At 40.3% G+C, this 26,346-nt stretch carries 27 protein-coding genes; 9 read left to right on the forward strand and 18 right to left on the reverse strand.

Annotated features, from left to right (window positions below; all coding sequences use genetic code 11):
- Positions 1 to 294: 294 nt before the first annotated feature.
- From ureG to metN, 17 genes are all read right to left on the reverse strand, one after another.
- Positions 295 to 915 carry an urease accessory protein UreG gene (gene ureG / locus PVK70_RS07715; protein WP_130047233.1) on the reverse strand — a complete coding sequence of 207 codons (621 nt, stop codon included), beginning with the start codon at positions 913 to 915 and terminating at the stop codon, positions 295 to 297.
- 9 nt (positions 916 to 924) lie between these two features.
- Entirely contained in the window at positions 925 to 1,590 is a 666-nt protein-coding gene (locus PVK70_RS07720) for an urease accessory protein UreF (protein WP_130047232.1), read from the reverse strand.
- An 11-nt stretch (positions 1,591 to 1,601) separates the two neighbouring features.
- On the reverse strand, positions 1,602 to 2,093 hold the full coding sequence (ureE, locus tag PVK70_RS07725; RefSeq protein ID WP_017018617.1) for an urease accessory protein UreE: 492 nt from the start codon (positions 2,091 to 2,093) through the stop codon (positions 1,602 to 1,604).
- A 61-nt stretch (positions 2,094 to 2,154) separates the two neighbouring features.
- Positions 2,155 to 3,858 carry an urease subunit alpha gene (gene ureC, locus PVK70_RS07730; RefSeq protein ID WP_012533253.1) on the reverse strand — a complete coding sequence of 568 codons (1,704 nt, stop codon included), beginning with the start codon at positions 3,856 to 3,858 and terminating at the stop codon, positions 2,155 to 2,157.
- The gene (locus PVK70_RS07735; RefSeq protein WP_130047298.1) at positions 3,858 to 4,214 is read right to left on the reverse strand and encodes an urease subunit beta; all 357 of its coding nucleotides are present in this window, start codon (positions 4,212 to 4,214) and stop codon (positions 3,858 to 3,860) included. Before PVK70_RS07735 ends, ureC begins: the two co-directional genes overlap by 1 nt.
- 10 nt (positions 4,215 to 4,224) lie before the next feature.
- Positions 4,225 to 4,527, reverse strand: coding sequence for an urease subunit gamma (locus PVK70_RS07740; RefSeq protein WP_130047231.1), 303 nt, complete (start codon positions 4,525 to 4,527; stop codon positions 4,225 to 4,227).
- A 15-nt stretch (positions 4,528 to 4,542) separates the two neighbouring features.
- Positions 4,543 to 5,406 (reverse strand): urease accessory protein UreD, encoded by an 864-nt coding sequence (locus PVK70_RS07745; protein WP_130047230.1) that lies wholly within the window; start codon positions 5,404 to 5,406, stop codon positions 4,543 to 4,545.
- 367 nt (positions 5,407 to 5,773) lie between these two features.
- Entirely contained in the window at positions 5,774 to 6,361 is a 588-nt protein-coding gene (locus PVK70_RS07750; protein WP_130047229.1) for an ATP-binding cassette domain-containing protein, read from the reverse strand.
- A 1-nt stretch (position 6,362) separates the two neighbouring features.
- Positions 6,363 to 7,097, reverse strand: coding sequence for an ATP-binding cassette domain-containing protein (locus PVK70_RS07755; protein WP_130047228.1), 735 nt, complete (start codon positions 7,095 to 7,097; stop codon positions 6,363 to 6,365).
- A 10-nt stretch (positions 7,098 to 7,107) separates the two neighbouring features.
- A complete protein-coding gene (locus PVK70_RS07760) occupies positions 7,108 to 7,872 on the reverse strand; it encodes an ABC transporter permease (RefSeq protein WP_130047227.1) in 765 nt (254 codons plus the stop codon).
- Positions 7,873 to 7,890: 18 nt separating this feature from the next.
- Entirely contained in the window at positions 7,891 to 8,793 is a 903-nt protein-coding gene (locus PVK70_RS07765; protein WP_242504744.1) for an ABC transporter permease, read from the reverse strand.
- A 71-nt stretch (positions 8,794 to 8,864) separates the two neighbouring features.
- Complete coding sequence (locus tag PVK70_RS07770) at positions 8,865 to 10,541, reverse strand: ABC transporter substrate-binding protein (protein ID WP_130047225.1); 1,677 nt, start codon at positions 10,539 to 10,541, stop codon at positions 8,865 to 8,867.
- Positions 10,542 to 10,918: 377 nt separating this feature from the next.
- On the reverse strand, positions 10,919 to 12,634 hold the full coding sequence (locus tag PVK70_RS07775) for a proline--tRNA ligase (RefSeq protein WP_130047224.1): 1,716 nt from the start codon (positions 12,632 to 12,634) through the stop codon (positions 10,919 to 10,921).
- A 148-nt stretch (positions 12,635 to 12,782) separates the two neighbouring features.
- Entirely contained in the window at positions 12,783 to 13,481 is a 699-nt protein-coding gene (gene tsaA / locus PVK70_RS07780; RefSeq protein WP_165367132.1) for a tRNA (N6-threonylcarbamoyladenosine(37)-N6)-methyltransferase TrmO, read from the reverse strand.
- Between the two features lie 95 nt (positions 13,482 to 13,576).
- Positions 13,577 to 14,386 carry a MetQ/NlpA family lipoprotein gene (locus PVK70_RS07785; protein ID WP_130047222.1) on the reverse strand — a complete coding sequence of 270 codons (810 nt, stop codon included), beginning with the start codon at positions 14,384 to 14,386 and terminating at the stop codon, positions 13,577 to 13,579.
- Positions 14,387 to 14,424: 38 nt separating this feature from the next.
- Positions 14,425 to 15,102 (reverse strand): methionine ABC transporter permease, encoded by a 678-nt coding sequence (locus tag PVK70_RS07790; protein ID WP_130047221.1) that lies wholly within the window; start codon positions 15,100 to 15,102, stop codon positions 14,425 to 14,427.
- The gene (gene metN, locus PVK70_RS07795) at positions 15,092 to 16,126 is read right to left on the reverse strand and encodes a methionine ABC transporter ATP-binding protein MetN (protein ID WP_130047220.1); all 1,035 of its coding nucleotides are present in this window, start codon (positions 16,124 to 16,126) and stop codon (positions 15,092 to 15,094) included. The genes PVK70_RS07790 and metN overlap by 11 nt, the downstream gene beginning before the upstream one ends.
- A gap of 255 nt (positions 16,127 to 16,381) precedes the next feature.
- Between metN and gmhB the strand changes: the two genes are divergently transcribed.
- The 8 genes from gmhB to PVK70_RS07835 all read left to right on the forward strand — a co-directional run bounded on the left by gmhB (position 16,382) and on the right by PVK70_RS07835 (position 24,046).
- A complete protein-coding gene (gene gmhB / locus PVK70_RS07800) occupies positions 16,382 to 16,933 on the forward strand; it encodes a D-glycero-beta-D-manno-heptose 1,7-bisphosphate 7-phosphatase (protein WP_130047219.1) in 552 nt (183 codons plus the stop codon).
- Between the two features lie 228 nt (positions 16,934 to 17,161).
- Positions 17,162 to 17,329, forward strand: coding sequence for a hypothetical protein (locus PVK70_RS07805; RefSeq protein WP_130047218.1), 168 nt, complete (start codon positions 17,162 to 17,164; stop codon positions 17,327 to 17,329).
- 261 nt (positions 17,330 to 17,590) lie between these two features.
- On the forward strand, positions 17,591 to 18,619 hold the full coding sequence (locus PVK70_RS07810) for an ABC transporter permease subunit (RefSeq protein WP_130044718.1): 1,029 nt from the start codon (positions 17,591 to 17,593) through the stop codon (positions 18,617 to 18,619).
- An 11-nt stretch (positions 18,620 to 18,630) separates the two neighbouring features.
- Positions 18,631 to 19,674, forward strand: coding sequence for an ABC transporter permease (locus PVK70_RS07815; protein ID WP_207215690.1), 1,044 nt, complete (start codon positions 18,631 to 18,633; stop codon positions 19,672 to 19,674).
- Between the two features lie 87 nt (positions 19,675 to 19,761).
- Positions 19,762 to 21,600: an extracellular solute-binding protein gene (locus PVK70_RS07820; protein WP_165367131.1), complete on the forward strand. Its 1,839-nt coding sequence runs from the start codon at positions 19,762 to 19,764 to the stop codon at positions 21,598 to 21,600.
- Between the two features lie 76 nt (positions 21,601 to 21,676).
- Positions 21,677 to 22,684: an ABC transporter ATP-binding protein gene (locus tag PVK70_RS07825; protein ID WP_130047215.1), complete on the forward strand. Its 1,008-nt coding sequence runs from the start codon at positions 21,677 to 21,679 to the stop codon at positions 22,682 to 22,684.
- The gene (locus PVK70_RS07830; RefSeq protein ID WP_130047214.1) at positions 22,681 to 23,649 is read left to right on the forward strand and encodes an ABC transporter ATP-binding protein; all 969 of its coding nucleotides are present in this window, start codon (positions 22,681 to 22,683) and stop codon (positions 23,647 to 23,649) included. The genes PVK70_RS07825 and PVK70_RS07830 overlap by 4 nt, the downstream gene beginning before the upstream one ends.
- 70 nt (positions 23,650 to 23,719) lie before the next feature.
- Complete coding sequence (locus PVK70_RS07835) at positions 23,720 to 24,046, forward strand: MliC family protein (RefSeq protein WP_130047213.1); 327 nt, start codon at positions 23,720 to 23,722, stop codon at positions 24,044 to 24,046.
- Positions 24,047 to 24,110: 64 nt separating this feature from the next.
- Here the strand turns inward: PVK70_RS07835 and PVK70_RS07840 are convergent, their stop codons facing one another.
- Positions 24,111 to 24,719, reverse strand: a complete 609-nt coding sequence (locus PVK70_RS07840) for a YitT family protein (protein WP_130047212.1) — start codon at positions 24,717 to 24,719, stop codon at positions 24,111 to 24,113.
- Between the two features lie 326 nt (positions 24,720 to 25,045).
- Here PVK70_RS07840 and glyA point away from each other — a divergent pair, with 326 nt between their 5' ends.
- A complete protein-coding gene (gene glyA, locus PVK70_RS07845; RefSeq protein ID WP_130047211.1) occupies positions 25,046 to 26,296 on the forward strand; it encodes a serine hydroxymethyltransferase in 1,251 nt (416 codons plus the stop codon).
- Positions 26,297 to 26,346 lie beyond the last annotated feature (50 nt).

Genomic DNA, 26,346 nt, shown 5'->3' on the forward strand with positions numbered 1-26,346 from the left:
ATTGCTAATACATTGATTTATACCAATCACAGTAAGTAAGTGCTCAGAAATAGCGCAGGAAAAATGCTTGAGAACAAGACGAAATTTTTTGATAAGTAGTTATTCTACAATCAAAAATTTCAACGTAGTTATCGAGCATTTTAACCAGTTAGGATGATCAGTTATTTACTACGATTGGTATTAGATAAAACAAAGCCTCAAAACAAGCCTGTTATGGCATAACTTGTTATGAGGCTTTAACTTATCTAGGAAGGATTCTATTGATGTTCGTTTATCGCAATTCGCTTAGCGTTATTATTTTGCGTCTAACATGCCGCGATCAATGATGAATTCGATGATTTTATCTAAACCAACGCCTTTTTTCAGGTTAGCAAACACGTAGGGACGCGTTGGACGCATACGTGCCGTGTCTGATTCCATCACTTCAAGAGACGCACCAACATACGGTGCTAAGTCGATTTTGTTGATGATTAATAGATCAGACTTTGTGATACCAGGACCACCTTTACGAGGGATTTTCTCACCTTCAGCAACGTCAATCACATAGATGGTTAAGTCTGCTAATTCAGGACTGAAAGTTGCACTTAGGTTATCGCCACCACTTTCTACAAATACCACATCAAGGTTTTTATGGCGTTGTGCTAACTCTTCAACGGCCGCTAAGTTCATTGATGCATCTTCACGAATGGCAGTGTGAGGACAGCCACCGGTTTCTACACCAATGATACGGTCCGCATCTAATGCTTCTGCTTGAGTTAGGATCTTAGCGTCTTCTTGCGTGTAGATATCGTTGGTTACTACAGCGATTTGGTATGTATCGCGCAGTGTCTTACACAGTACTTCTAATAGTGCTGTTTTGCCTGAGCCAACAGGGCCGCCAACACCAATACGTAAAGGTTGTTTGTAATCTTGCATTTTATTTTCTCACGATCTAAATAGTCGAGTGTATTGGCTCTCGTGTCGAGAACTTGCCAATACTTGCGCTGGAGTGAAGCTTCCAATCAGGTGTTCAGGCCAGTGCTGTGATTTTTCTACTGCTTGTGGGATAACCTCTGCCATTTCTAATAACAACTGTTGTCCGGCACTTTGCCCTAATGGAACCAACTTAATACCAACGATCACGGCATTTTCTAACCATCCCCACGCATACGCTGCGGCGAGTTTAGTTGGTGTTAAGTTCCAATGGTTAGCGGCTAACGCAAAAGCGGCAACTTGAGTTTGTTTTACCATTGGTAGGGTGGTTTGATTTAATTCGATCCCTAATTTTGGCAATAACATAGAGAAGGCGAGTCCTCTTTGTCTTTCTTCAAGTCGTAACTCTTTGGTTTCTCGATTGGCAATAATAAAATCACACCAATCTTGAGCGTGTTGCCACTCTTCTTGCTGCAGTAATTGAGTTAATTTAGCTAAAACAGGCAGCTCTAACGTCGCTAAGCTGTCCATCAATTGATTATTCAACCAATGTTTTAGCTCAGTCACATTGGTCACCCAACCTTTTTCAATCGCCCATTCTAATCCTTGCGAATAGGTGAATGAGCCAACGGGTAACGATGGGCTAATTAATTGGTAGAGCCGTAAATCCTCTAACACAATGGCCGCCCTTAGTGGTGATGACCATCGTGTGAGCCTGCACTTGAGCCACCGTAAGCACCTGGCTCTGGTTGGTATTTCGCTTGCTCAACTTTTACGTTTAGCCCTAAGCGTTGCACCATGTCATCTAGTACGTGATCGTGCAGGTAGCGGCACCAACCAGCTTCAACTTGTAGAGGAACATGACGGTTACCTAAGTGATAACACGCTTTTGCAAGTAGCAATAAGTCGTCGCTGTAAACCGTTGATACGGTTTCTTCAGCAGCGGTGATCATCGCTTGGATACCGTCGTCACTTTCAACGATATCGTGCTCTTTTAATACGGTGCCACGAGGTAAAAATAGACCCGCTTCAGAGCCATCACTTAAGGTCACTTTTAGGCGACTTTTGGTGCGCTCTTGCATCGTTAAACAAATGGTTAGTTCAGCGGTGTTGTGCGTATGTTCTTCACCGTGATGATGCTCATCATGATGGTGATGTACAAGGTGAGTAAATTTAATCATGGTTGTTCACTCTAAAAAGTGCCCCGCCGGTAAATAGGTAGAAAACCAGCGAGGCAGGGGGTTAGAATAAGAAATAACGTTGTGCCATTGGTAACTCTGTTGCTGGTTCGCATACAAGAGGAACGCCATCGGCTTTTACTTCATAGGTTTGGCTGTCTAATTCAATATTTGGTGTATAACTGTTATGAATCATCGATTTTTTCGAGATGTTACGACACCCTTTGACTTCACCAATTTGGCTTTGTAGATTCAACTTCTCAGGCACTCCCGCTTCGATACTTGCTTGAGATAGGAAGATCATTGAAGACTTGAATTTCGCTTTGCCGTAACAGGCGAACATTGGACGATAATGTACTGGCTGTGGTGTTGGAATTGCGGCATTGATGTCACCCATAGGGGCGTAAGCGACTAAACCACTTTTCATAACAAGCGCCGGTTTTACACCAAAAAACGCTGGGTTCCATAACACTAAATCAGCCAGCTTGCCTTTTTCAACAGAGCCAACTTCATGTGAAATACCATGAGCAATCGCTGGGTTGATGGTGTATTTAGCCACGTAGCGTTTAATTCGTTCGTTATCGTTATGCTCGTTATCACCTTCTAAAATACCACGTTGAAGTTTCATTTTATTCGCACACTGCCAAGTACGAATAATCACTTCACCAACACGGCCCATGGCTTGTGAGTCCGATGACATCACCGAGATTGCGCCCATATCATGAAGAATATCTTCAGCAGCAATGGTTTCACGACGAATACGAGATTCCGCAAAAGCCACATCTTCTGGAATAGATGGATCTAAGTGGTGGCAGACCATCAACATATCCAAATGTTCATCAACGGTATTGATGGTATATGGCATGGTTGGGTTGGTTGATGCCGGTAAAATATTAGGTTCGCCCACTGACTTAATCACATCTGGAGCGTGACCACCGCCAGCGCCTTCGGTGTGGAATACGTGAATAACACGATCACCAATGGCTTTAACGGTTTCTTCGTAAAAACCACCTTCATTTAAGGTGTCTGAGTGAATGGCAATTTGAATGTCCATTTCATCAGCTACGTTTAAGCAGTTATGAATAGCAGCAGGGGTTGCGCCCCAGTCTTCATGGATTTTTAACCCCATTGCACCGGCTTCAATTTGTTCACGCAGTGCTTCAGGCTTACTTACACAGCCTTTACCAAATAGACCAACGTTAATGGGTAAATCATCAACCGCTTCTAACATGCGGTGTATATTCCAAATACCTGGCGTTACCGTGGTTGCATTGGTACCAGCTACTGGGCCTGTACCACCGCCAATAAAGGTAGTGACACCAGAGGTTAAGCCTTCTTCCGCTTGTTGAGGGCAGATAAAGTGAATATGCGTATCAACGCCACCAGCGGTAATGATTTTGCCTTCACCTGCGACCACTTCGGTTGCTGGACCAACAACGATATCGACATTCGGTTGAACATCAGGATTGCCCGCTTTACCAATACCAAAGATACGACCATCTTTAATACCGATATCGGCTTTAACAATACCCCAGTGATCGAGAATTAATGCGTTGGTAATAACCACATCAACGCATTCACTATTAACCACTTGGCTTTGACCCATGCCATCACGGATCACTTTACCACCGCCGAATTTCACTTCTTCGCCGTAGGTTGTAAAATCTTTTTCTACTTCTAAAAACAGTTCAGTGTCTGCTAGACGAAGGCGGTCGCCTGTTGTCGGCCCAAACATATTGGCATAAGCCGTACGAGAAATATGCGCCATTACTTCACCTCTTTATCGTCAGGAATTGTTGCAGTGATGTGCTTATCGACATTACCCATGATTGCGGCTTGGAAACCGTAGATTTCACGTTTACCTGCAAATTCAACCAGTTCAATGGTGCGACGTTGGCCGGGTTCAAAACGAATCGCCATGCCCGCAGGGATATTTAAACGGAAGCCTTTTGTTGGCTCACGGTCGAAATGAAGCGCTTCATTAACTTCATAAAAATGGTAATGAGAGCCAACTTGAATAGGGCGGTCGCCGTAATTTGCGACAGATAATGTGTGTGTTGTGCGGCCCACGTTCAATTCTATTTGACCTAGGTCGTTATTAACTCTTAATTCGCCAGGGATCATCATTTGCTCCTTAAACAATAGGATCGTGAATTGAAACGAGTTTAGTACCGTCAGGGAAAGTACATTCAACCTGAACATCTGGGATCATCTCAGGGACGCCTTCCATTACATCATCAGCGGTTAAAATGGTACGACCGTAGTTCATAAGATCAGCCACTGTGCGTCCGTCGCGTGCGCCTTCCATAATTTCAAAACAGATTAAGGCGATAGATTCTGGATAATTCAGTTTTAGTCCACGCGCCTTACGTCTTTCAGCGATCATGCCCGCAGAAGCAAGCAGCAGTTTGTCTTTTTCTCTTGGTGTTAATTCCATTGCTATTCCAACTAATTATGTAGCCCAGATGCGTGGGACTTCGGGTAAGGAGCCTAACCAATGTTGGCGAGTGTGTTGCCATAGAGTGCTGAAACACGCCATCATTGGCTCTGTTTGGTGACCTAAATAACGGATAACCAATAAGCCATCAATTTCAGTAATTCCACAAATAGGATCGCTATTGCCAAATAACCCAGTTTGTTCATGGAAATGTTCATTAATCAGTGTTCTTAATTTATCTTCTAGTGTTTCAGATGCAGGGTAGATATACAGATTTCCAAGCATTGGGTAATCTCGCATTCCTGCTGCGTGCTTAATTTCATTAATGGCGTCGATATACATGGACTCTGAAAGCAGTAATTTGCCATCAATGTGAATATTGGTTCGCCCTGTCACCATGCCTTTTTCAAAAATTTCATTGAGTACAGGACGGCCAAAGCAGTTCATTTCCCAACCAATAAAATGCGAATTTTTATGTAGAGCAACTTGAGTATTTAAGTGTGCTTGGCTATCTGGGAAAAAAATGTTTTCTTGAGGTAACCACTCTAAGAAGCCTTTTTCTTCGACATTTAAGCGCTGTGTTTGGCTTGATGTTGCGCCAGAGCTACGATAAAACTTAGTGGCCCCTGGTGTTGTTATTAATGAGTGAGCCTCTGGTGCAACATGAATATTAATATTGAGTTGATCACCACCGACTACGCCACCGGGTGGGTGAAGTAAATAGGTATGAGAAACCCCAATTTCTGGATAAAAAGGACGCTGCACCATTAATGGACCAACTTGTTCACGACGAACTAGTTTGGTATTTGAGCCTCTTTTTTCATAGAAAAGGGATATGTCTGCTAACCAACCAGAGGGGGATGTATTTATTTCAGGCATATTTAACCCTGCCGCTATGGCATATTTTCCTCAAAAGAAGTAATGAAAATAAATAGCAAACATCTCCAGTTTAAAACTAGAGAGATAAGTATTCTAAATAAATTGTAATTGCCTAAATTACGGCAGTGTTGAGTTAAGTACTCATATTTACAGTAAAGGTAATCTAATTTGAGTGAACATGAATATGAAAAATAGATTAACTTTAGAGAAGATTTTTGAACGCTTTATGATCTGGATATTAATCCTATATTTTAGACTTGGCAACAGAAATATAATGAAAAATAGAACTTTTTTAGGGTTTTAAATTTGTTAAATATAAGTAGAAAATTTATTCTAAAAACAGGTCGATATCTTTGAATAAAACTTCTTAATTAATAGTAATTATTTTATGACAAATAGAGTTAAGTAAGGCTTTTTCATGAGAAATAATTAATAGTCCCATGTTTTTTTCCTGACACAGTTGCAGTAGTTGTTCCCAAATTGTTTTTTGAGTAATGGGATCGAGTTGAGCTGTGATCTCATCACACAGTAAGTATTGAGTTGTGGGCAATAATGCGCGACATAAAGCTAAACGTTGTAGCTGTCCGCCAGATAGCTCTGCTGGATAACGAGACAACCACTCTTTATCAATACTAAAGCGCTCTAAGTATTCATCAAAAGGATTATCACGAAAGCTCTCTTTTAAAGATCGTAATAATGTCCACTTAGGATTGAATGAGCGTTCTGGATGTTGGCCAATCCATTGAACTGGATTAGGTGTATTTTTGTTGTATTCAGGTATCGTTACACTCCCTGAGTTAGGAGTCATAAAACCAGCCAATAGCATGGCGACGGTTGATTTACCGCTGCCACTGATCCCTGAGAGTCCAAGAATCTCTCCCTGTTCTAGGTTGATATTGGGCAGCGAAAGTGGTTTATTTTTGTAGTGAATACAGGTGTTAAGTAATTGAATCATATTATTCCCAGTGGCTAGGTAAGGCTTTCCATAACGCTTGGCTGTATGGTTGGCTTTTTCCTTCCTTAATGTGTTTTGGGCTCGTGTACTCTATGGATGACAGTTGGTTTCCATCATCATTATTATTTAATACAAGAATTCGATCGGCAATATCAATAACGTGTTTTAAGTCATGACTGATGATGATGACACCTTTTTTCTCATTATGAGCGAGGTGTTGATAGTGCTGAAATAAAGGTTCAACATATTCATCATTAATACCACAGCTTGGTTCATCAGCAATAATAACGTCTGGGTTTTGAATGAAAGCCAGCGCAGAGAGCACACGTTTCGCCATACCTCCTGATAATTGATAAGGGTACAAACTAGCGACAGATTGAGGTAATTGAGCAAAAGTGAGAGCCTTATGAATAGCGGTTGTATTTTTGCGTTGATACCATTTTTTTGTAGGGTCAAATTGCGCTAGTTGGGAACCAATTTTTGCTGTCGGATTTAAAGCACCAATGTACTGTGGAACTAAAGCCATTTGTACTGTTGGATCAATATTAATCTCTCCTGTGACGCTGAAATCAGAGGAGAGGGAGTTCATAATGGTGTTAATTAATACACTTTTTCCACAACCACTGGCTCCGATGATCGCTAAAACTTCACCTTTATCAATAGATAAAGAAAGGTTGCTGAGCAGCGGGATTTGGTGATCTTTTTGTTTGATATGTAGTGCACTAATTTGAATCATTGCCAGCTCCTTATTTTCTTGTATTAGCGCCAATTTGCATCAGCAGTAATGAGCTAATGATTAACATTATCCCCGGGAATAAAGCCAGCCACCATTGGCCACTAAGTAAGTATTTACTTGCTTCAGAGAGCATTCCCCCCATGGAGGGCGTGGACGGTTCAATACCAAAGCCTAAAAACGTCAATCCGGCACCATGAACTAATGCTTGAGGGTATAAGATTAACATTCCGGTTAGCATTTGTGGCAAAAGGTGAGGCGTTAAATGCGTTACATAGCTGTGCAATTTAGAGTGCCCAAAAGCCAGTGAATGCAATACATAAGGCTTTTGGCGTAACTGTTCAATTTCAACTTTAAGCAAGCGCGTCAATTTAGGCCAATGACTAAAGGTAATAGCAACCACTAACCCTTCAAAACCACCACCAACTAAAATGGACAGTACAATCATGACTAAGATGTGTGGTAAAGCACTCCATACATCAATTAGAGTATTAATTAGGTAGCTACAAGTTGCATTGATATTTCCAATCAAAGCCAAACACATCGAAAGCAATGAGCAGAAGAGAGAGGCTAGCCCTCCCATAGCAAGGCTGAATAAAAGCGCTTTGAGAGTTCGGCTAAAGACATCTCTGCCTAACCAGTCGGTTCCAAACCAATAATGGGCGTTTGGCATAAGGTTTTTATTGAATAAATCAATGTTCTCGCCATTATTTTGCCAAGAGAGGGAAATCAGTAATAAAAGACAAAATAAGGTTAAAGGAAGATGCTTCTTTAACATAATAAATATTCTTTAAGGTTAAAATGAGGCGGACAAAGAGAGCCGCTTACTGAGTAGCGAGGCTAGGGCATTACCGATAAAAACAAAGATGGCACAACAAAAAGTGATCCCCAGCAGCAGTGGCGTATCTCCACTAAGGCCTGCTTTTACTAAGGTTTGCCCTATGCCTGGAAAATTAAAGACGGTTTCAACAATGACTGATCCACTTAATAATTCAGAGAACCCTGCTAATTGAATGACTAAAGCTGGGACCAGGGTGTTTCTTAATAAATGGTACCGAACAATAGAGAAAATAGATTGACCATGAAGGCGAGCATATTGCACATGCTGGCTATGACTCACTTCAATGACCTTTTCTCTCGTATGTAAAATAATGGGTGCCATTAAGCTAAAGCATAAGGTCACTAATGGTAATACGAAGTAAGGTGCTTTTTCATATAAAGATAAACTCTCAGGATCAATTCCTAAAGGAGAAACACCGCCGATAGGAAACCAAACTAATTTTATAGCAAAAACACTGATTAGGATTAAACCAACCCAAAAACTAGGGATGGCATTCATCATTAATGTAATGTGAGTAAAAACGTTACTCCATTTCTTTGTCGGAAATAAACCAAGTAACAGCCCCATGGTATAGCCAAGGATAAGTGATAAAGCACTCGCGCTAGCCATTAGCATGATGGAATAACGACTGCGTTGCCAAATGATCTCACTGACTGGCTCTTGATAGTGATAAGAGTAACCAAGATCACCTGACAGTAATGACGTTGTAAAATCTATCATGCGCTCCAAGGCGGTTTGGTTTAGGCCTAGTTGTTCGATAAGCTGTATTTTTCGCTCGCCAAACACAGCGAGCGCGTTACCATCAAAATACGCACTGATGGGATCAATCGGTGATAAGGCCAAGAGTAGCGTTATCATTACAAGAGCCAAACACAGTTGAATCACAAGGCGAGTTAAACTTACGCACACACGACTTGAATGTTGGGTGTTTATTGACACGTCCAACGCCACTCTTCGATATTTGCGGTTAGCGGCCAGCCATGATCATGTGGTTCAGTAATTGGTTTTCCTAAATCTAAGCAATTTTTAGCCATATAAAGGTGCTGGATATTAACTAACCAAGTCCATGGGCGATCTTGTTGTATCTGCTGTTGTGCTTGTTGCCAAAAAGGCAATGATGCATCCCATGATGGTGCTTTAAGGGCTTTATCAATCGCTGAGTCGACCTGTGGATTTCGATAACCGCCGGAGTTATAGAAATCAGTATGCGCATAACGAGAGTGATAAACATAAGTTACTTCACTTGCAGAGTGACTACCAAAGCCCATAAGGACGGGAGTTGTCGTCATTTGGAGGGCAATATCATTCCATTCGAGACCTTTAACATTAATGTTAATACCGACTTTAGCCGCCATTGAACTGATTGCTAATGCCAACTGTTCTCTGACACTATCTCCTGCTTTATAGAGCAGAGAAAAAGAAGCTTCATGACCTTGTTTATCTAGCGTCCCATTATTATTACTGTCACTCCAACCCGCTTGTGCAAGCAAAGCGTTAGCATGGCTTAGGTTTACTTTTTTAGAAGTAATATCTTGGGTATCCAAACCCCAAGGCATATTATCTGCGATGGAATACGCAGGTGTTGCATAACCATCTAATAATTTATCTACAATTAATTGCTTATCAATTAAGTAATCAAATACTTCCCTTATGGCAGGGTCGGCTGTGATGTAAGTCATTTCAGCATTTTTGTTGTAGTGCATTGGCCAGACAATACCACGATTATCTAGTGTCGGTACTGACCATAGCTTATAGCCTTTGAGTGTTTGATTTGCATAGCGTTGAGGTACAACACTTAAATCTAATTGGTGTGTTTTTAGTTGAATAAAACGAGACTCTTCACTTCCAAAAACAGCGATTAACTGTGAGAAATGAGGTGTTTTCCCATAATAATATGGATTCAATTTCATACTAACGTACTGGTTTTTTACCCACTTGGTTAGGACATAAGGACCAGAGCCTACCGGGGATGAGCCATAACGAAAACTATTATCTTGCTGTTGATAAACGTGTTTTGGAACGATTCCAATAGAGGAGAATCGGTCTAGAAATGTAATGTCACATTGAGTCAAATGGAAGGCTACCGAATAAGGAGTTAAAGGCTCTGCCATTTTTAATGCACTGAGATCATGGGTGCTGCTTTGCTGCAAAATTTGATTGTAAGTGAAAGCGACATCTTCTGCTGTCAGTGGAGTACCATCACTGAATTGAACGTCATTTCTTAAAGTGACAATCCAGGTCAGTTTATTATTGGTTAAGCGCCATTTTGTCGCTAAGTCGCCAACAAAATTTAATTCTTTATCTCTTTTTAATAGGGTAGATTGGAATAACGGATTGCCGTATTTACCCCAACCAAGGATCGGGTCAAAGCCGGAAGCGGGTTCACTACCAAGGGCAACTTTTAAAATATCTGGTTTTTTAACTTGAGGTTCAGAAGCGAATGTTGAAAGACTGAACGTAGTAAAAACAGAAATGATTAATGGAAATAGAAAATAAATGAATAGATTTTTATTTCCATTTATTAATTTAAATAATGTATTCACAACTTGTTTCCAATATAAAAGAAGTAGTGCAGGTAAATGAGAGAATGCATTTACGAACTGCATTAGAAATTAAGTGGCGATCTAAACTCATCACACGAATATAACGATTGTTGATTCAGTTATATTTGAGACAATACGAAGCACCTTAATAAAAAGGTAATTACACATTAGTTGTTATAGTGCTAAATACGTATAGATTGATGGTAAATAATATCAGATCGAATTTGATGGTATTAACAAATAGAGAGTTAAATTCATCGGTATATAAAAATCGCAAGCCGTAGAACAACGGTAAAAAAAGAGAGCGATCTTGTTGCTGCGGATTCTATCAGTAGATGTAAAGTAATCAAGAAATAAATGAGTAAAAGTAACATTATTTCATGGATATAAAAAAGGCTAAGTAAATCTACTTAGCCTTTGGTATTTAAAAGGTGATGAAATTAGCTTAATTGAGCTTTAATGTGCTCAACGATGTTTGCAATTTCAACCACTTCTTTGCTGTTTGCACGACGGTTTTTATATTCGAAGTTACCTTCATCCATGCTACGGTCGCCAATAACAACCGTATGTGGAATACCGATAAGCTCGATGTCTTTAAACATAACACCTGGACGCTCTTTACGGTCATCAAATAGTACATCGATGCCCATTGCTGTTAGTTCTGCATACAGTTTTTCTGCTGCTTCTTTAACGCGCTCAGATTTGTGCATGTTCATCGGTACGATAGCAACCGTAAATGGTGCAAGCGCTTCTGGCCATACAATGCCGTATTCGTCGTTGTTTTGCTCGATAGCTGATGCAACAACACGTGAAACACCAATACCGTAACAACCCATCTCAAGGATAGAGTTTTTACCGTTAGCATCAAGCACGCCACAGTTCATTGCTTCTGAGTAGGCTGTGCCTAATTGGAAGATGTGACCGACTTCGATGCCGCGTTTCAGTTGTAGAGTACCTTGACCACATGGGCTTAGATCGCCTTCAACAACGTTACGTAGATCTTCAACTTGACCAAGCTGTACATCACGCTCCCAGTTAACACCAAAGAAGTGCTTACCATCGATGTTTGCGCCTGTACCAAAGTCACTCATTACTGCAACAGAGCGGTCAACGATGAATGGCAGTTCTAGGCCTACAGGACCAAGAGAACCAGCACCAGCGCCGATTAGGTCACGAAGTTGTGCTTCGTCAGCCATCTCTAGTGGAGAAGCAACTTCTTTTAGGTTTTCAGCTTTAACTTCGTTAAGTTCGTGATCACCACGGATGATAAGAGCGATGATATCAGCGTCAATTTCATCAGATGCTTTAACAAATAATGTCTTAACTGTTTTTTCAATCGCGATACCGTGTTGCTCAACCAATTCTGCAATTGTTTTTGCGTTTGGTGTATCAACCGTTGTCATCTCTTGAGTAGGAGCAGCACGTTCAGTTGTTGGTGCTAGAGCTTCTGCTTTTTCGATGTTAGCTGCGTAATCAGATTCTGTTGAGAATGCGATTAAATCTTCGCCGCTTTCAGCAAGTACGTGGAACTCTTGAGAACCACTGCCGCCGATAGCGCCTGAGTCAGCCAATACTGGACGGTACTCAAGACCCATACGGTCGAAGGCTTTACAGTAAGCATCGTGCATTGCATCGTAAGACTTTTGTAGGCCTTCTTTATCGATATCAAAGCTGTACGCATCCATCATGCAGAATTCACGTGCACGCATAACGCCAAAACGTGGGCGACGTTCATCACGGAATTTAGTCTGGATTTGGTACAAGTTTAGTGGAAGTTGCTTGTAAGAGTTAACTTCGTTACGAACAAGGCTCGTGATAACTTCTTCAGCTGTTGGGCTAAGTACAAACGGACGAACATGACGGTCAGTAAAGCGAAGAAGCTCAGGACCCATCTTTTCAGAACGGCCTGTTTCTTCCCAAAGCTCAAACGGTTGAACTACGGGCATCAAAGTTTCGATTGCACCTGCATTGTCGATCTCTTGACGAACGATGTTTTCGACTTTACGCAATACACGTAGACCAGTCGGTAGCCAAGTATATAAACCTGAAGCTAGACGACGGATCATACCTGCACGTAGCATTAGCTGGTGGCTAACTACTTCTGCGTCGTTTGGAGTCTCCTTCAGTGTTGAAAGAAGGTATTTGCTAGTGCGCATGTTTTCATCCATTTGTTAGTTATGAATATTGGAATAGCTCGACTTAAACAGTTAAATCGAGAGTTCAATCTTAGTTATGGTATGTTCTTTAATGAGAACAGGATCAATCTAAAATTAAGCTTTCTATGATATCAGCCTAAAAGCGATCTCAAAAGCGATCAATTGCAGTTACCGTGATCGAATTGCTATCTACAGTGAATTTTACGTTCAAATCAAACAAATTTACCGCATATTCTTTGTTATCAGCTTTCCCTTTTTTATAAGCTGGTCGTGGATCTTGTCCAAGAACCTCTTTTATGACCGCTTCTATCTGCGCTTTCTGTGGGTGTGAACTAAGTGATTTTTGGGCCTCTATTGATAAATACACATTAAGAACATCAGGTTCTTTCTCTGCAAAACCACCGAGTGCATCAGGGATAGAATCGGAATAGGGGATGTAAGGTTTGATGTCTATGATTGGTGTGTTATCCACCAAATCAATGCTGCCCAATTCTAAATAGGTTTGATTACCTTCTTGAACCACGCCTTTTAATTCGACGGCTGACATACCAATGCCATTGGGACGAAAGGTCGCACGTGAAGCAAACACACCAATGCGCTCGTTGCCTCCCAAACGTGGTGGACGAACCGTTGGTCTCCATCCCGCCTCTAAGTTTTGGTCAAATAAGAACAATAACCATAGATGAGAGAACTGCTCAATTCCACGAACGGCTTCTGGTGAATTAGCCTCTCCCACTAATTTTAGGCGAGATGTGGCGCTAGGTGCTAAGCGAGGTTGACGAGGAACGGCAAACTTTTCTTTGTAAGGTGATTGGATAAAACCAACAGGATCGATGTGATAAGTCATTGAAGTATTCTTTATGAATAATAATCTTTAGATATTAAAAAAGGTTGACGCTCTCACGTCAACCTTTTGTAGGTTAGCTTATTAAAAGAAGGGGATTACCAACCTTTAACTACGCCACCTTTAAATGTTTTAAGTGCTGCTTGGTAAACTTCTTCTGATTGGTACGCTTTAACAAACGTTTTTACGTTTTCAGTGTTTACGTTGTCAGTACGACCAACAATTAGGTTTACATACGGAGAGTCTTTATCTTCAACAAAGATGCCATCTTTCTCAGGTGTAAGGTTTAGGCTACTTGCGTAAGTTGTGTTGATTACAGACAGTGCTACATCATCAAGAGAGCGAGGAAGCTGTGCTGCATCCAACTCAACAATAGTGATGTTTTTAGGGTTAGCCGTAATATCACGAACCGTTGCAGCAAGACCAGAACCATCACGTAATGTGATTAGCCCTTGTTCTTGAAGAAGAAGTAAAGAACGACCAAGGTTCGTTGGATCGTTTGGTACCGCAATACGTGCACCATCTTCAATTTGGTCAACTGAAGTTACTTGCTTAGAGTAACCAGCAATTGGGTAAACAAATGAATTACCAGCGATTTCAATTTTGTAACCACGATCAGTCACTTGTTGATCTAGGTATGGTTTGTGTTGGAATGCATTTAGGTCAATAGAACCATCATCCAATGCTGCGTTTGGTGTTACGTAATCGGTAAAAGTTACTAATTCAACATCAAGACCGTATTGCTCTTTTGCCACTTTAGCTGCAACCTCAGCAACTTGCGCTTCAGCACCCGCCATTACACCCACTTTAATTGAGTTTGTGTTTGCTTCTTCTTGACCACAGCCAGTTAGGATAAGTGTTGATGCTAGGCCAGCAACTGCTGCCAGTTTTTTTAGATTCAATTTCATTATTTACTCCTTAAAAATGAATTCCATATTAAATAAAATTAACGGTGATCGACTTTTTTAACTAAAGAATCACCAACAGATTGAATGATTTGAACCAAAACAATCAGCATTACAACAGTCACAGCCATGATAGTTAAATCATAACGGTGGAAACCATATCGAATAGCAACATCACCTAAACCGCCGCCGCCAACCGTACCTGCCATTGCAGAGTAGCTAACTAGCGTTACTAGAGTGATAGTCACTGCATTTAAGATTGTTGGTAGTGCTTCAGGAAGCAATACTTTAGTAATAATTTGTAGCGGTGTTGCGCCCATAGATTGTGCTGCTTCAACTAAGCCACTTGGTACTTCAATTAATGCGCCTTCAATCAGACGAGCCACAAATGGGATAGCACCAATAGTTAGTGGAACAATTGCTGCTGTCGTACCAATAAAGCTACCAACAATCAATTTTGTTACCGGAATAATGGCAACCATTAGAACCAAGAAAGGTACTGAACGACCTACGTTTACAATAGCGCCAAGTACGCTGTTAAACGCCGTGTTCTCCATTAGTCCGCCTTTTTTAGTGATGTGTAAAACAACACCAAGAGGGATACCAATAGCAAAACCAACAATACCAGCAACCGCAACCATATAAAGGGTTTCGCCTGTTGCGTTTAATAACAGCTTGCTGTTTAAATCAAGCCATGCAGAAATCACATCAAATGACATAACCTAATACCTCTACTTTTACGTGATGATTGCGTAAGAATGCAATTGCTTGCGCTGTTGATTCAGGGTTACCGAAAAATTCCGCTAGCATAAGGCCAAATTTAACGCCACCAGCATAATCGATATCTGCATTTAAGATACTGATATCAATGTCAAATTCACGAGAGATCTGGCTAATAACAGGGGCGTCAACACTGGCACCAGTAAATTCCAAACGAATAAGAGGGTAACTGCCTTCTACATAGGTTTCTTGTAGACGAGATTTGAAATCATCAGGAATTGATAAATCTAATGTTGCACGAATAAACTCTTGTGCAAGTTTGGTCTTAGGATGAGCAAAAATATCGCTCACAATGCCTTTTTCAACTAACTCACCGCCACCGATAATCGCCACTTCATGACAGATATTTTTTACGACTTCCATTTCATGGGTAATGATTAGGATAGTAATATTTAATTTTCGATTTAGATCTTTGATTAGCTCTAGAATTGACTTTGTTGTTGCAGGATCAAGCGCACTGGTTGCTTCATCACAAAGCAGTACTTTTGGATCTGTTGAAAGCGCACGAGCGATAGCAACACGTTGCTTTTGACCGCCACTAAGATTTGCAGGATAAGTGTGGTGCTTATCTTCTAAGCCAACCAAATCTAATAGCTCAGTGACTTTTTTCTTGATCTCTTGTTTTGATTTTCCCGCTAACTCTAGAGGTAGAGCTACGTTTTCAAATACAGTTCGTGAAGCAAGAAGGTTAAAGTGTTGGAAAATCATTCCGATATTGCGGCGTGCTTTGCTTAACTCGCTTGAAGACAGTTTTGTTAAATCAACACCATCAACAATCACTTCACCATTAGTTGGCTTCTCTAACATGTTTACACAGCGTATCAGCGTACTTTTCCCTGCACCTGATGAGCCAATTACACCAAAGATGGTGCCTTGGGCAATATGTAGGTTAATATCTTTAAGGGCATTAATTTCCTTTGCACCTTGATAAAACACCTTATTAACGCGGTTTATTTCAATCATGATTCGCCTTGAACTGCATTTTTAAATAGGGAGCTAATGTAAATAGAAAGCCAGTGTAAATAGAAAGATAACCAAGGTTAAAAAATCTGAGCGATCTCTCATTTTTTATATCCTACTGATGCTATTTCGGATATTGATTTAAGTCAATAGGTATTTTTACGTCTAGACGGCTAAACGTATAAATTATGATGCTAAGAAAGCAAAAGCGTGCGATAATTTTTTATTAACCGATTTGACTATTTAGAGGGTTTCACCTTGTCCAAACCAGCGGTATTTATTGATAGAGATGGCGTCATTAACGTTGATCGTGGCTATGTTCATAAGCGTGATGACTTTGAATATATTGATGGTGTATTTGATGCCGTTAAAAAATGCAAAGACATGGGTTACCTACTTGTATTAGTAACAAACCAATCGGGAATTGCTCGTGGTATGTTTACTGAAGAGCAATTTGAAATCCTAACTGAATGGATGGATTGGAACTTTGCTGATCACGGTATTGATTTTGATGGTATCTATTATTGTCCGCATCACCCAGAAGCAACAGTAGAAAAATACAAAGAAGAGTGCGATTGCCGCAAACCAAATCCAGGGATGTTTAACTCAGCACAGAGTTTCCTAGACATCGATATGGAAAACTCGGTCATGATCGGCGATAAGAAAGAAGACATGATGGCAGCACAAGCTGCGGGTGTTGGTACTCGTATCCTTGTTCGTACCGGTAAACCAGTAACTGAAGAAGGTGAAGCGTTAGCAACTACGGTACTTGATAGTATTGCTGATGTGCCTAAGTTCCTTTTTGCTTAGGTGTTTTTTTATCTAAGTTAATCAGAAAATAGAATGTAATTAAGCGCCTATGGAGAAGTCTGTAGGCGTTTTTTTATGTTATTACTTTGTTTTAAAATAGCTTTTTCTTTCTGTCTTACTTTTAAGAGCTAAAGGGTGTATCTTTATTATAGAAATTTACTTAAAGTTAATTATGTAAATGGATTTTAAATAACTCAATGAGTAGAGTTGTAAACTAAGGTGGTTGTTATGAATAATGTTGATAAAAGTTCAAATCTGCTTTTAGGTAATGATCAGCCAAAGGCTCTATGTCATCAAAAAACGCCCGTAGATGAGACTGTGAATACATGGGATTTATTAACGGATGAACAACAGCAAGAAATCCTTTCTCATTTGAGTGAGATCCCTTTTCAGTAATTTGCTTGCTTTAATATTTCTCTTCTATTTAGATAGATAATCTAATCCAAAGAGGTTTATTTTGTGACACTTTCTTAACAAAAGTGTCAAATTCTTGTCTTTTTCTTTCTAATCCTTTCACTATTCTGCAAACTGTTAACTCGCTTACACTCTCAATAGACCGGATTGTAGTTGGCATACTATTGAGCTAAGTTAATAAAACTATTATAAAAAAATAAATGCAGCGGAGTCTGCAGATTGGATTTGGAGCAATAGTCACGGATGATATCTTACCTACTTAGACGACTTTTATTGGTTGTCCCAACCTTCATTGGTATTACCTTACTTATTTTTGCGTTAACGCGTTTTGTTCCCGGTGGCCCTGTAGAGCGTATGCTTCTGAGCTTACAAATGCAGGGAAGCGCTGAAACGGGTGGAACGAGCAGTGTAACTGATGGAAATAATGCCTTATCAGAAGATCAAATCGCCGAGCTTAATGCGTTTTATGGTTTAGATAAGCCCGTTTTTGAAGCCTATTATGATTGGTTAACAAAATTAGTAGTGCTTGATCTTGGTGAATCGACCCGTTATTACGAACCCGTATGGGATATGATTGCTGAGCGCTTACCTGTTTCTCTCTTTTATGGAGGAATGACCTTTCTACTCAGTTATCTTATTTCCATTCCACTCGGTTATTTAAAAGCGTTAAAGCACGGCTCTATTCTTGATTCCACGTCTTCCATTGCTATTTTTGTTGGTTTTGCTTTGCCGGGTTACGTCATTGGTGTGTTCTTAATTAGTTTATTTAGCTATCAATTAGAATGGTTTCCAATGGGAGGTTTTGTTGGTGATGACTTTGATGATTTCGGCGCTTTTGAACAAATAAAAGACATTATGTGGCATGCCGTATTACCTCTATTTTGTTATCTCATCGGTGATTTTGCTCTACTTACGATGACGATGAAGAATAACTTAATGGAAAACTTAGCGGCGGATTATGTTCGTACTGCCATTGCTAAAGGGTTGCCATTTAGAAAAGCCGTTCGTAAACACGCCTTACGTAATAGTTTGATCCCTGTTGCGAGTCACTTTGGGAATTCACTGATGTTTTTTATGACGGGTTCATTTCTCATTGAGGTTATTTTCAATATTGATGGTATTGGCTTACTCGGTTACGAAGCGATTATGGAGCGAGATTACCCAGTCGTTATGGGGTTGTTTGCCATTAACGCCATGATGCTGATGCTAGGCAATATTTTATCTGATGTGTGTGTTGCAGTGGTTGATCCACGCGTGAAGTTTGGAGCTTAATTATGACGTTGATATTAAATTTAAGTCCACTGACGCAAAAGAAAGTTCAACGTTTTAAGGCGATAAAACGTGGTTATTGGTCATTTCTTATTTTGTCTTTATTACTGGTACTTTCTATCTTTGCTGAAGTGTTCGTTAATAGCAGAGCGTTATTGGTGAGTTATCAAGGAGAGTGGTATTTTCCAACCTATGGTGACGTAAAATCTGGAGAGACCTTTGGTTTAGATTATGTTCATGAAACCAATTACAGAGAGTTGAAAATTAAGTTTGAACAAGAAGAGCAGGGTAACTTCGTTATTATGCCTATTGTTCCATGGAATCCTTATGAACAAGATTTTTCAGGGGATTTTCCTCCTACAGAGCCCAGTCTTGAAGGTCAGCATTATTTAGGCACCGATACGATTGGTCGAGATATTGTGTCGCGATTGGTTTATGGCTTTCGAATTGCCATGGGATTCGCCTTAATTACCTTGGCAATATCTTACGCAATTGGCGTATCTGTTGGTTGTGCGATGGGGTTCTTTGGTGGCAAGTTCGATCTGTTTTTTCAACGCTTTATTGAAATTTGGTCTATGGTGCCTTTCTTATACGTCATCATGATATTGGTATCAATTATGAAGCCCAGCTTTATGTTGTTTACCTTAATTAATGTCATGTTTGGCTGGATGGGAATGACATGGTATATGCGAACCATGACCTATAAAGAAAAGGCTCGTGAATACGTAATGGCAGCCAAAGCCCTAGGTGCGTCCAATAGTCGAATTTTATTCCATCATATTTTGCCAAATACCATGGTTATGATTGTTACTTTAGCGCCATTTACTATTGTCGCAAATATCACCGCTCTTACTGCTTTGGACTACCTAGGGCTCGGTTTAATGCCGCCAACGCCAAGTTGGGGAGAATTATTACAGCAAGGAAAATCAAATTTAGATTCACCATGGATAGCAAGCTCGGTTGTGACTGCGATTGTTACGGTATTAATTATGGTGACCTTTATTGGGGAGGGGATACGTGAAGCCTTCGATCCAAAAAAACACACCCGATACGTTTAAGTATTAACTATTAATCTAGGTTGATGGAAAGCAGGAACCTAGGCCATATCGAAAATAGAGATAATAAAAAGAAAGGAATCGATAATTATGAATAAAAAGCTCACGATATTAGCACTATCTACCGCTGCGTTATTTAGCTCTCACGTATTTTCAGCGGAGTTGCCTGATAATTTACAGTGGCAAACCAATGATACCGCACCCACATTCGCCTCTTCTGACGCAACCTATGGTGGTTCGTATCGAACCTACACGTTAAGTTTCCCACAAACTTTTCGAACCGTTGGGCCTGACTCTAATGGGGCTTTTAGAGCGTGGATTTTAGAAGCAAATCTACCACCATTGATTAAACACCCTAATACGGGAGAGTGGCTTCCAGGGTTAGCTCAGTCATGGGCGTTTGGTGATGATAATAAGACGGTTTATTTTAAATTAAATCCTAAAGCGACATGGAGTGATGGTAAGCCTGTCACCGCGGATGATTATCAGTTTATGCTTAAGTTGATGCGTTCAACAGACATTGTTGCCCCTTGGTATAATGACTTTTTTACCAATGAAATTGCGGACATCATTACCTTTGATAAAAATACGGTAGGTATTGTTTCTGCCAAAGCTCGTAACCGTGATGAATTGATTGAGTACACCAATTTAATGCCTCGACCAGAACATTTTTATGGTAAGCCAAAGGTGGATAAAAATAACGATGGCATTGATGATAAATTTGTTCGTAAATACAACTTCAAGCCAGAGCCTGTCACAGGACCTTACTATATTGATAAAATTAAAAAGGGTAAAAACATTACCTTTAAACACGTGGGTGAAGGTTGGTGGGGTTATGAAAATAAGTATAACCAACATCGTTACAACGTAGAAAAAATTAATATCAAGGTGATCCGCGATGCTGATATTGCGCTAAAGCATTTTGAAAAAGGCAATTTAGATTCGTTTGATTTGGTTCGTCCTGATCTTTGGCATGAAAAATCTTCCGGCAAAAACTATCAAAATGGGTACATACAAAAAGCATGGGTGTTTAACCAAGCGCCAGTGGGAGCTGGTGGACTATGGTTGAATACGGCAAAACCAATGCTGAACGATATTAATGTTCGTAAAGGCATTATGTATGCGACCGACTTTGACATGATGATAGAGAAAGTCCTTCGTGGGGATTATTCTCGTAAGCCAAATGGAATGGGATTTGGTCATATTGGTTATGACAATACAGAGATTAAAGCGCCTAAGTTTGATGCTAAAAAAGCCATCGAATATTTTGAGCAAGCGGGATTCACTAAGGTCGGCTCTGATGGTATTCGTGTTAACGATAAGGGGGAGCGTCTAAGTTTTGCCGTCACTTATTCTCAACAATCTTTCACTCCTCGTGTTGCGGTATTAAAAGAGCAGGCAAAATTGGCAGGGCTGGATCTTGAGCTGAATCTTATTGATGGCTCAAGTATGTTTAAATATGTACTTGAGAAAAAGCACGATATCTCTTTCCATAATATGGGCACAGGCGACATTCCTGCCTATTGGGAATATTTCCACTCAGATAATGCCAATAAACCACAAACTAACCATTTCACTAATTTCACCTCTCCAGAGCTAGATAGTTTGATCGACTCATTCAAAAATGAATTTGATATTGAGAAAAAACGAGCGCTTTCTCGCAAGATCCAACAAGTGATTGCGGATGCTAACGTTATTGTACCGGGTTATATGGTGCCATACGCACGTGCAGGTTATTGGCGTTGGATGAAGTTACCTGAAAATATGGCCACTAAACAGACTGGGTATTTATTCCACGGTTGGGGATTCTCTCAAACATTCAGCACCTTCTGGATTGATGAAGCAGCGAAGAAAGAAACCAAAGCCGCAATGAAATCAGGCAAAACCTTTGAGCCTGTGACCATCATTGATGACACTTACAAACTATAAGTTTAACTAAGTAACGTAAAGGCTAGGAGAGGGATCTCCTAGTGACAACATACTAATAAAAACAGTGAAGATGCATATGGATAGAAAGATTGTTTTATCAGTAGAAGATCTAGTGACTGAGTTTCAAACTGATGATGGCACAGTAAGAGTGTTAGATGGTGTTAGCTTTCAAGTACCAAAAGGAAAAACCATTGGTATTGTTGGTGAATCAGGGTGTGGGAAAAGTGTCACATCGATGTCTATTATGGGGTTATTACCTAAGCCGTATGGCAATGTAGCCGGGGGGCGAATTTTATATAATGAGACGGATTTGGTTCAGCTAAGTCCTGATAAATTATATGAAATGCGTGGTAATCGTATCTCCATGATCTTCCAAGATCCAATGACGGCACTTAACCCCGTACATACCATAGGAAAGCAGATTAACGAAGTATTAGAACTTCACCGTCCTGATTTAGATAAAAAACAGCGCCTCGCCTATTCTTTAGAGATGTTAGAAAAAGTAGGCATCCCATCACCGGAATCTCGGATTCATGAGTACCCCCATAATTTGTCTGGTGGTATGCGTCAGCGTGTCATGATCGCCATTGCCCTCGCATGTGAACCTGACATTTTAATTTGTGATGAGCCAACGACAGCGTTAGATGTCACCATTCAGGCGCAGATTTTAGAGTTAATGAAAAAGCTGCAAGATGAAACGGGCATGTCGATTATTTTTATTACTCATGATCTTGGCGTGGTGGCTGAGATCTGTGATGAAGTTGTCGTGATGTATGCAGGGAGAGTGGCAGAACAAGCGGGTATTTTTGAATTGTTTGATAATCCAAAGCACCCATACACACAAGGCCTGATGTCTTCTATGCCGAGTTTAAGTTTGCAGCCAAAAACAGAACTTGAAACCATTCAGGGAACCGTTCCTTCATTATATGAAATGCCAGCAGGTTGTCGATTTTCAACACGCTGTAAATACAAGCAAGACATATGTAACACTGAGGTGCCAATCATGAGTGAAGTAGGTTTATTGCATCAGGTAAGTTGCCATTTTACTCATGAATTAATTGCCAGTAATGAGGTGGTTAAATGAGTGAATTATTAAAAATTGATGGTCTTAAGCAGTATTTTTATTCAGGAAAAGGGATCTTTAATAAGGGATATGTAGTTCATGCGGTTGATGGGGTTTCACTGAGTGTTAATAAAGGTGAAACGCTTGGGCTTGTCGGGGAATCTGGTTGTGGGAAAAGTACATTAGGTCGTAGCCTTCTGAAGTTATTTGAACCAACAGCAGGGCGTATATACTTTGAAGGTCATGATATTACAGATCTTGGCAATAAAGAGATGCGGTCACTTCGCCAAGAAATGCAGATTATTTTTCAAGATCCTACAGAGTCTCTGAACCCAAGACACACGATAGAGATGATTTTAGAAGAGCCTTTTGTTATTCACGGAGTGGGGACAGTTGAGGAGCGTAAACAATGGGTGGAAGATTTGCTGATTAAAGTCGGTTTACCTGCGAGTGCAGCAACGCGTTATCCTCATGAGTTCTCGGGTGGTCAAAAGCAAAGAATTGGTATCGCAAGAGCCATAGCGTTAAAACCAAAATTAATAGTGTGTGATGAATCAGTGTCTGCATTGGATGTGTCAGTTCAAGCTCAGATAGTGAATTTATTATTAGACTTACAAAAAGAGATGAACTTAGCGTTGATTTTTATTGCTCATGATTTATCAGTTGTGAAGCACATCTCTGACAAAGTAGCAGTCATGTACTTAGGTAAAATTGTTGAATATGGTGATTCGGAAACCTTATATCACTCGCCAAAGCACCCTTATACTGAAGCGCTACTGTCTGCGATACCTGTTGCTCATCCTAGATTTAGAGGAAAGGAGCGGATTATTTTAAAAGGAGATGTTCCTTCGCCTATTAATCCTCCCAAAGGATGTCGATTTTCAACTCGTTGCCCAAAAGCAGAGGCAGAATGCTTCACTAAAGAACCGATAAGGCACGAACTTTCTGATAATGGGCATGAAGTGGCTTGCCATTTATATAAATAAATATCTTTTTTGAAACATCTGTATTTGCTTGTTTTATCCTATAGTTAATAAAAAAGAATGAGAGAAAATCATGAAAAAATTATTGGCTTTTACGGCCCTAGGATTACTTGCTGGTTGTTCATCTACAATGCCTGATATGGGAACTGCGCAACCAGTTAACTATCAGTGCGATGGTGGTGAAAATTTTCAGATAACGTTTAATGAAGACAAAGCATTACTGCAATTACCTAAAGACGATTATGCTTTAAAGCGTGCCGTATCAGCATCAGGAATAAAGTATATTTCAGATGATGGAATGCCTGATATTAGCGCTGCGATAGTATTTCACGGAAAAGGGGATGAAGCTCGGCTGGATTTAGGTCGTGTAGTTTTAAAGAATTGTACGGTGATTAAATAAGTAAAGAAAAGGCGATGCTATTAATAACGCATCGCCTTTTTTCGTTCAATGTGATGGTTAGGCACTACGTCCCATAAGTCACAATGTATCTATTAGGTTTATGGTTCATTGCAAGGACGATATTTAATACTACGGCACCAAGAACAGAGACAATCAATAACCAAGGGGTTATAAAGAAGAAGGAGGCACTTAGGATGCAGAAATCGATCGCCATTTGAACTTTACCTACCGATATTCCAAACTTCTCTTGAATGAATAGGCAAAGGACATTAAAACCACCTAAACTAGAACGATGCCTAAATAAAATAAGCATACCTAATCCCATTAATAAACCACCCGCGACGGCGCAATAAATATCATTAATGTGATCCACTGAGATCATCATATTCAAATGATCAGTCATGATAGAAACAAGACCACCAGAGATTAAACTGGTTAATGCAAACTGTTTCCCAAATCGTTGCCAAGCCAGAGCATAGAATGGCAAGTTACAAGTGAAATATAAAATACCAAAACTAAGACCGCTCATTTGGCTCAATAATAGCGCCAATCCAGTGGTGCCCCCAGTTAAGAGTTGAGCGGCTTGCAAAAAGAAAATACCTTGAGAGACTAAGAAAGTGCCTGTCAGAATAGCAATGACATCTTCCTTGTGAGTGTGTTTAATTTTTTCCATAACGACAGGGTCTGTTCTTGTACCAATAAAATAATGGTCGCAAGAATAGTAGGATTATAAATTTATGCAATCGATTGTCGGTAAATATAAGAGAAGATTTGTAGTAAAGCCTTTACATAGTGTAAAGCAAATTATTGACACATATTGAATCCCATTCATGTTGATAATGAGGAATCCTCAACAAAAATCATAAAGAAATATGTAATTTAGGGTATCTGATCTAGATCAAATTATGTAGAATACATCGCAGTTAAGACTAGTGACGTAATCGTTTGCGTCATTGGGCTATTTTTGGGTTTTATATTTATCTGAGTCAGGAGATACAGATGCTTAAGCGTGATATGAACATTGCAGATTACGATGCAGACTTGTTTGCAGCAATCCAGGAAGAAACAGTACGTCAAGAAGAGCATATCGAACTGATTGCTTCTGAAAACTACACTAGCCCACGAGTGATGGAAGCTCAAGGTTCACAATTAACAAACAAATACGCAGAAGGTTACCCTGGTAAGCGTTACTACGGTGGTTGTGAGTTCGTTGATAAAGTGGAAACACTAGCTATTAATCGTGCGTGTGAATTGTTTGGTGCAGAGTACGCAAACGTACAACCGCACTCAGGCTCTCAAGCAAACAATGCAGTTTACATGGCGCTTCTAAATGCTGGTGATACAGTTTTAGGCATGAGCCTTGCTCACGGTGGTCACTTAACTCATGGTTCTCCAGTAAACTTCTCAGGTAAGCTTTACAACATCATTCCTTACGGCATTGATGAAGCTGGCCAAATTGATTACGAAGAAATGGAAGCACTAGCAGTAGAACATAAACCTAAGATGATCATTGGTGGTTTTTCTGCTTACTCTCAAGTATGTGATTGGGCGCGTATGCGTGAAATCGCAGACAAAGTTGGCGCTTACTTCTTCGTAGATATGGCTCACGTAGCGGGTCTTATTGCTGCTGGTGTTTACCCTAACCCAGTACCACACGCTCACGTAGTGACAACAACGACTCATAAAACACTTGCTGGTCCTCGTGGTGGTCTTATTCTTTCTAACGAAGGCGAAGATCTTTATAAGAAACTAAACTCAGCAGTATTCCCTGGCGGCCAAGGTGGCCCTCTAATGCATGTTATCGCTGGTAAAGCGGTTGCATTTAAAGAAGCACTAGAGCCAGAGTTTAAAGAATACCAAGCACGCGTTGTTGCTAACGCAAAAGCAATGGTTGCCGAGTTCCTAGCACGTGGCTACAACATCGTTTCAGGTTCTACAGAGAACCACCTGTTCCTAGTTGATTTAATCGACAAAGACATTACAGGTAAAGAAGCGGATGCTGCATTAGGTTCAGCTAACATTACGGTTAACAAGAACTCTGTACCCAATGACCCACGTAGCCCGTTTGTTACTTCTGGTATCCGTGTTGGTTCTCCTTCTATCACTCGTCGCGGTTTCTCAGAAGCTGATGCGAAAGAACTTGCTGGCTGGATGTGTGACATTCTAGACAACATGGGTGATGAGTCTGTTATCGAAGCGACAAAAGCAAAAGTGTTAGAGATCTGTAAGCGTCTACCTGTATACGCTTAATACTTTTTTTCGAGACTAAATTTTAAAGGCTAGCCTGTTATGGGTTAGCC

It is taken from the genome of Aliivibrio sp. A6, assembly GCF_028765505.1.
GTDB classification, from domain to species: domain Bacteria; phylum Pseudomonadota; class Gammaproteobacteria; order Enterobacterales; family Vibrionaceae; genus Aliivibrio; species Aliivibrio finisterrensis_A.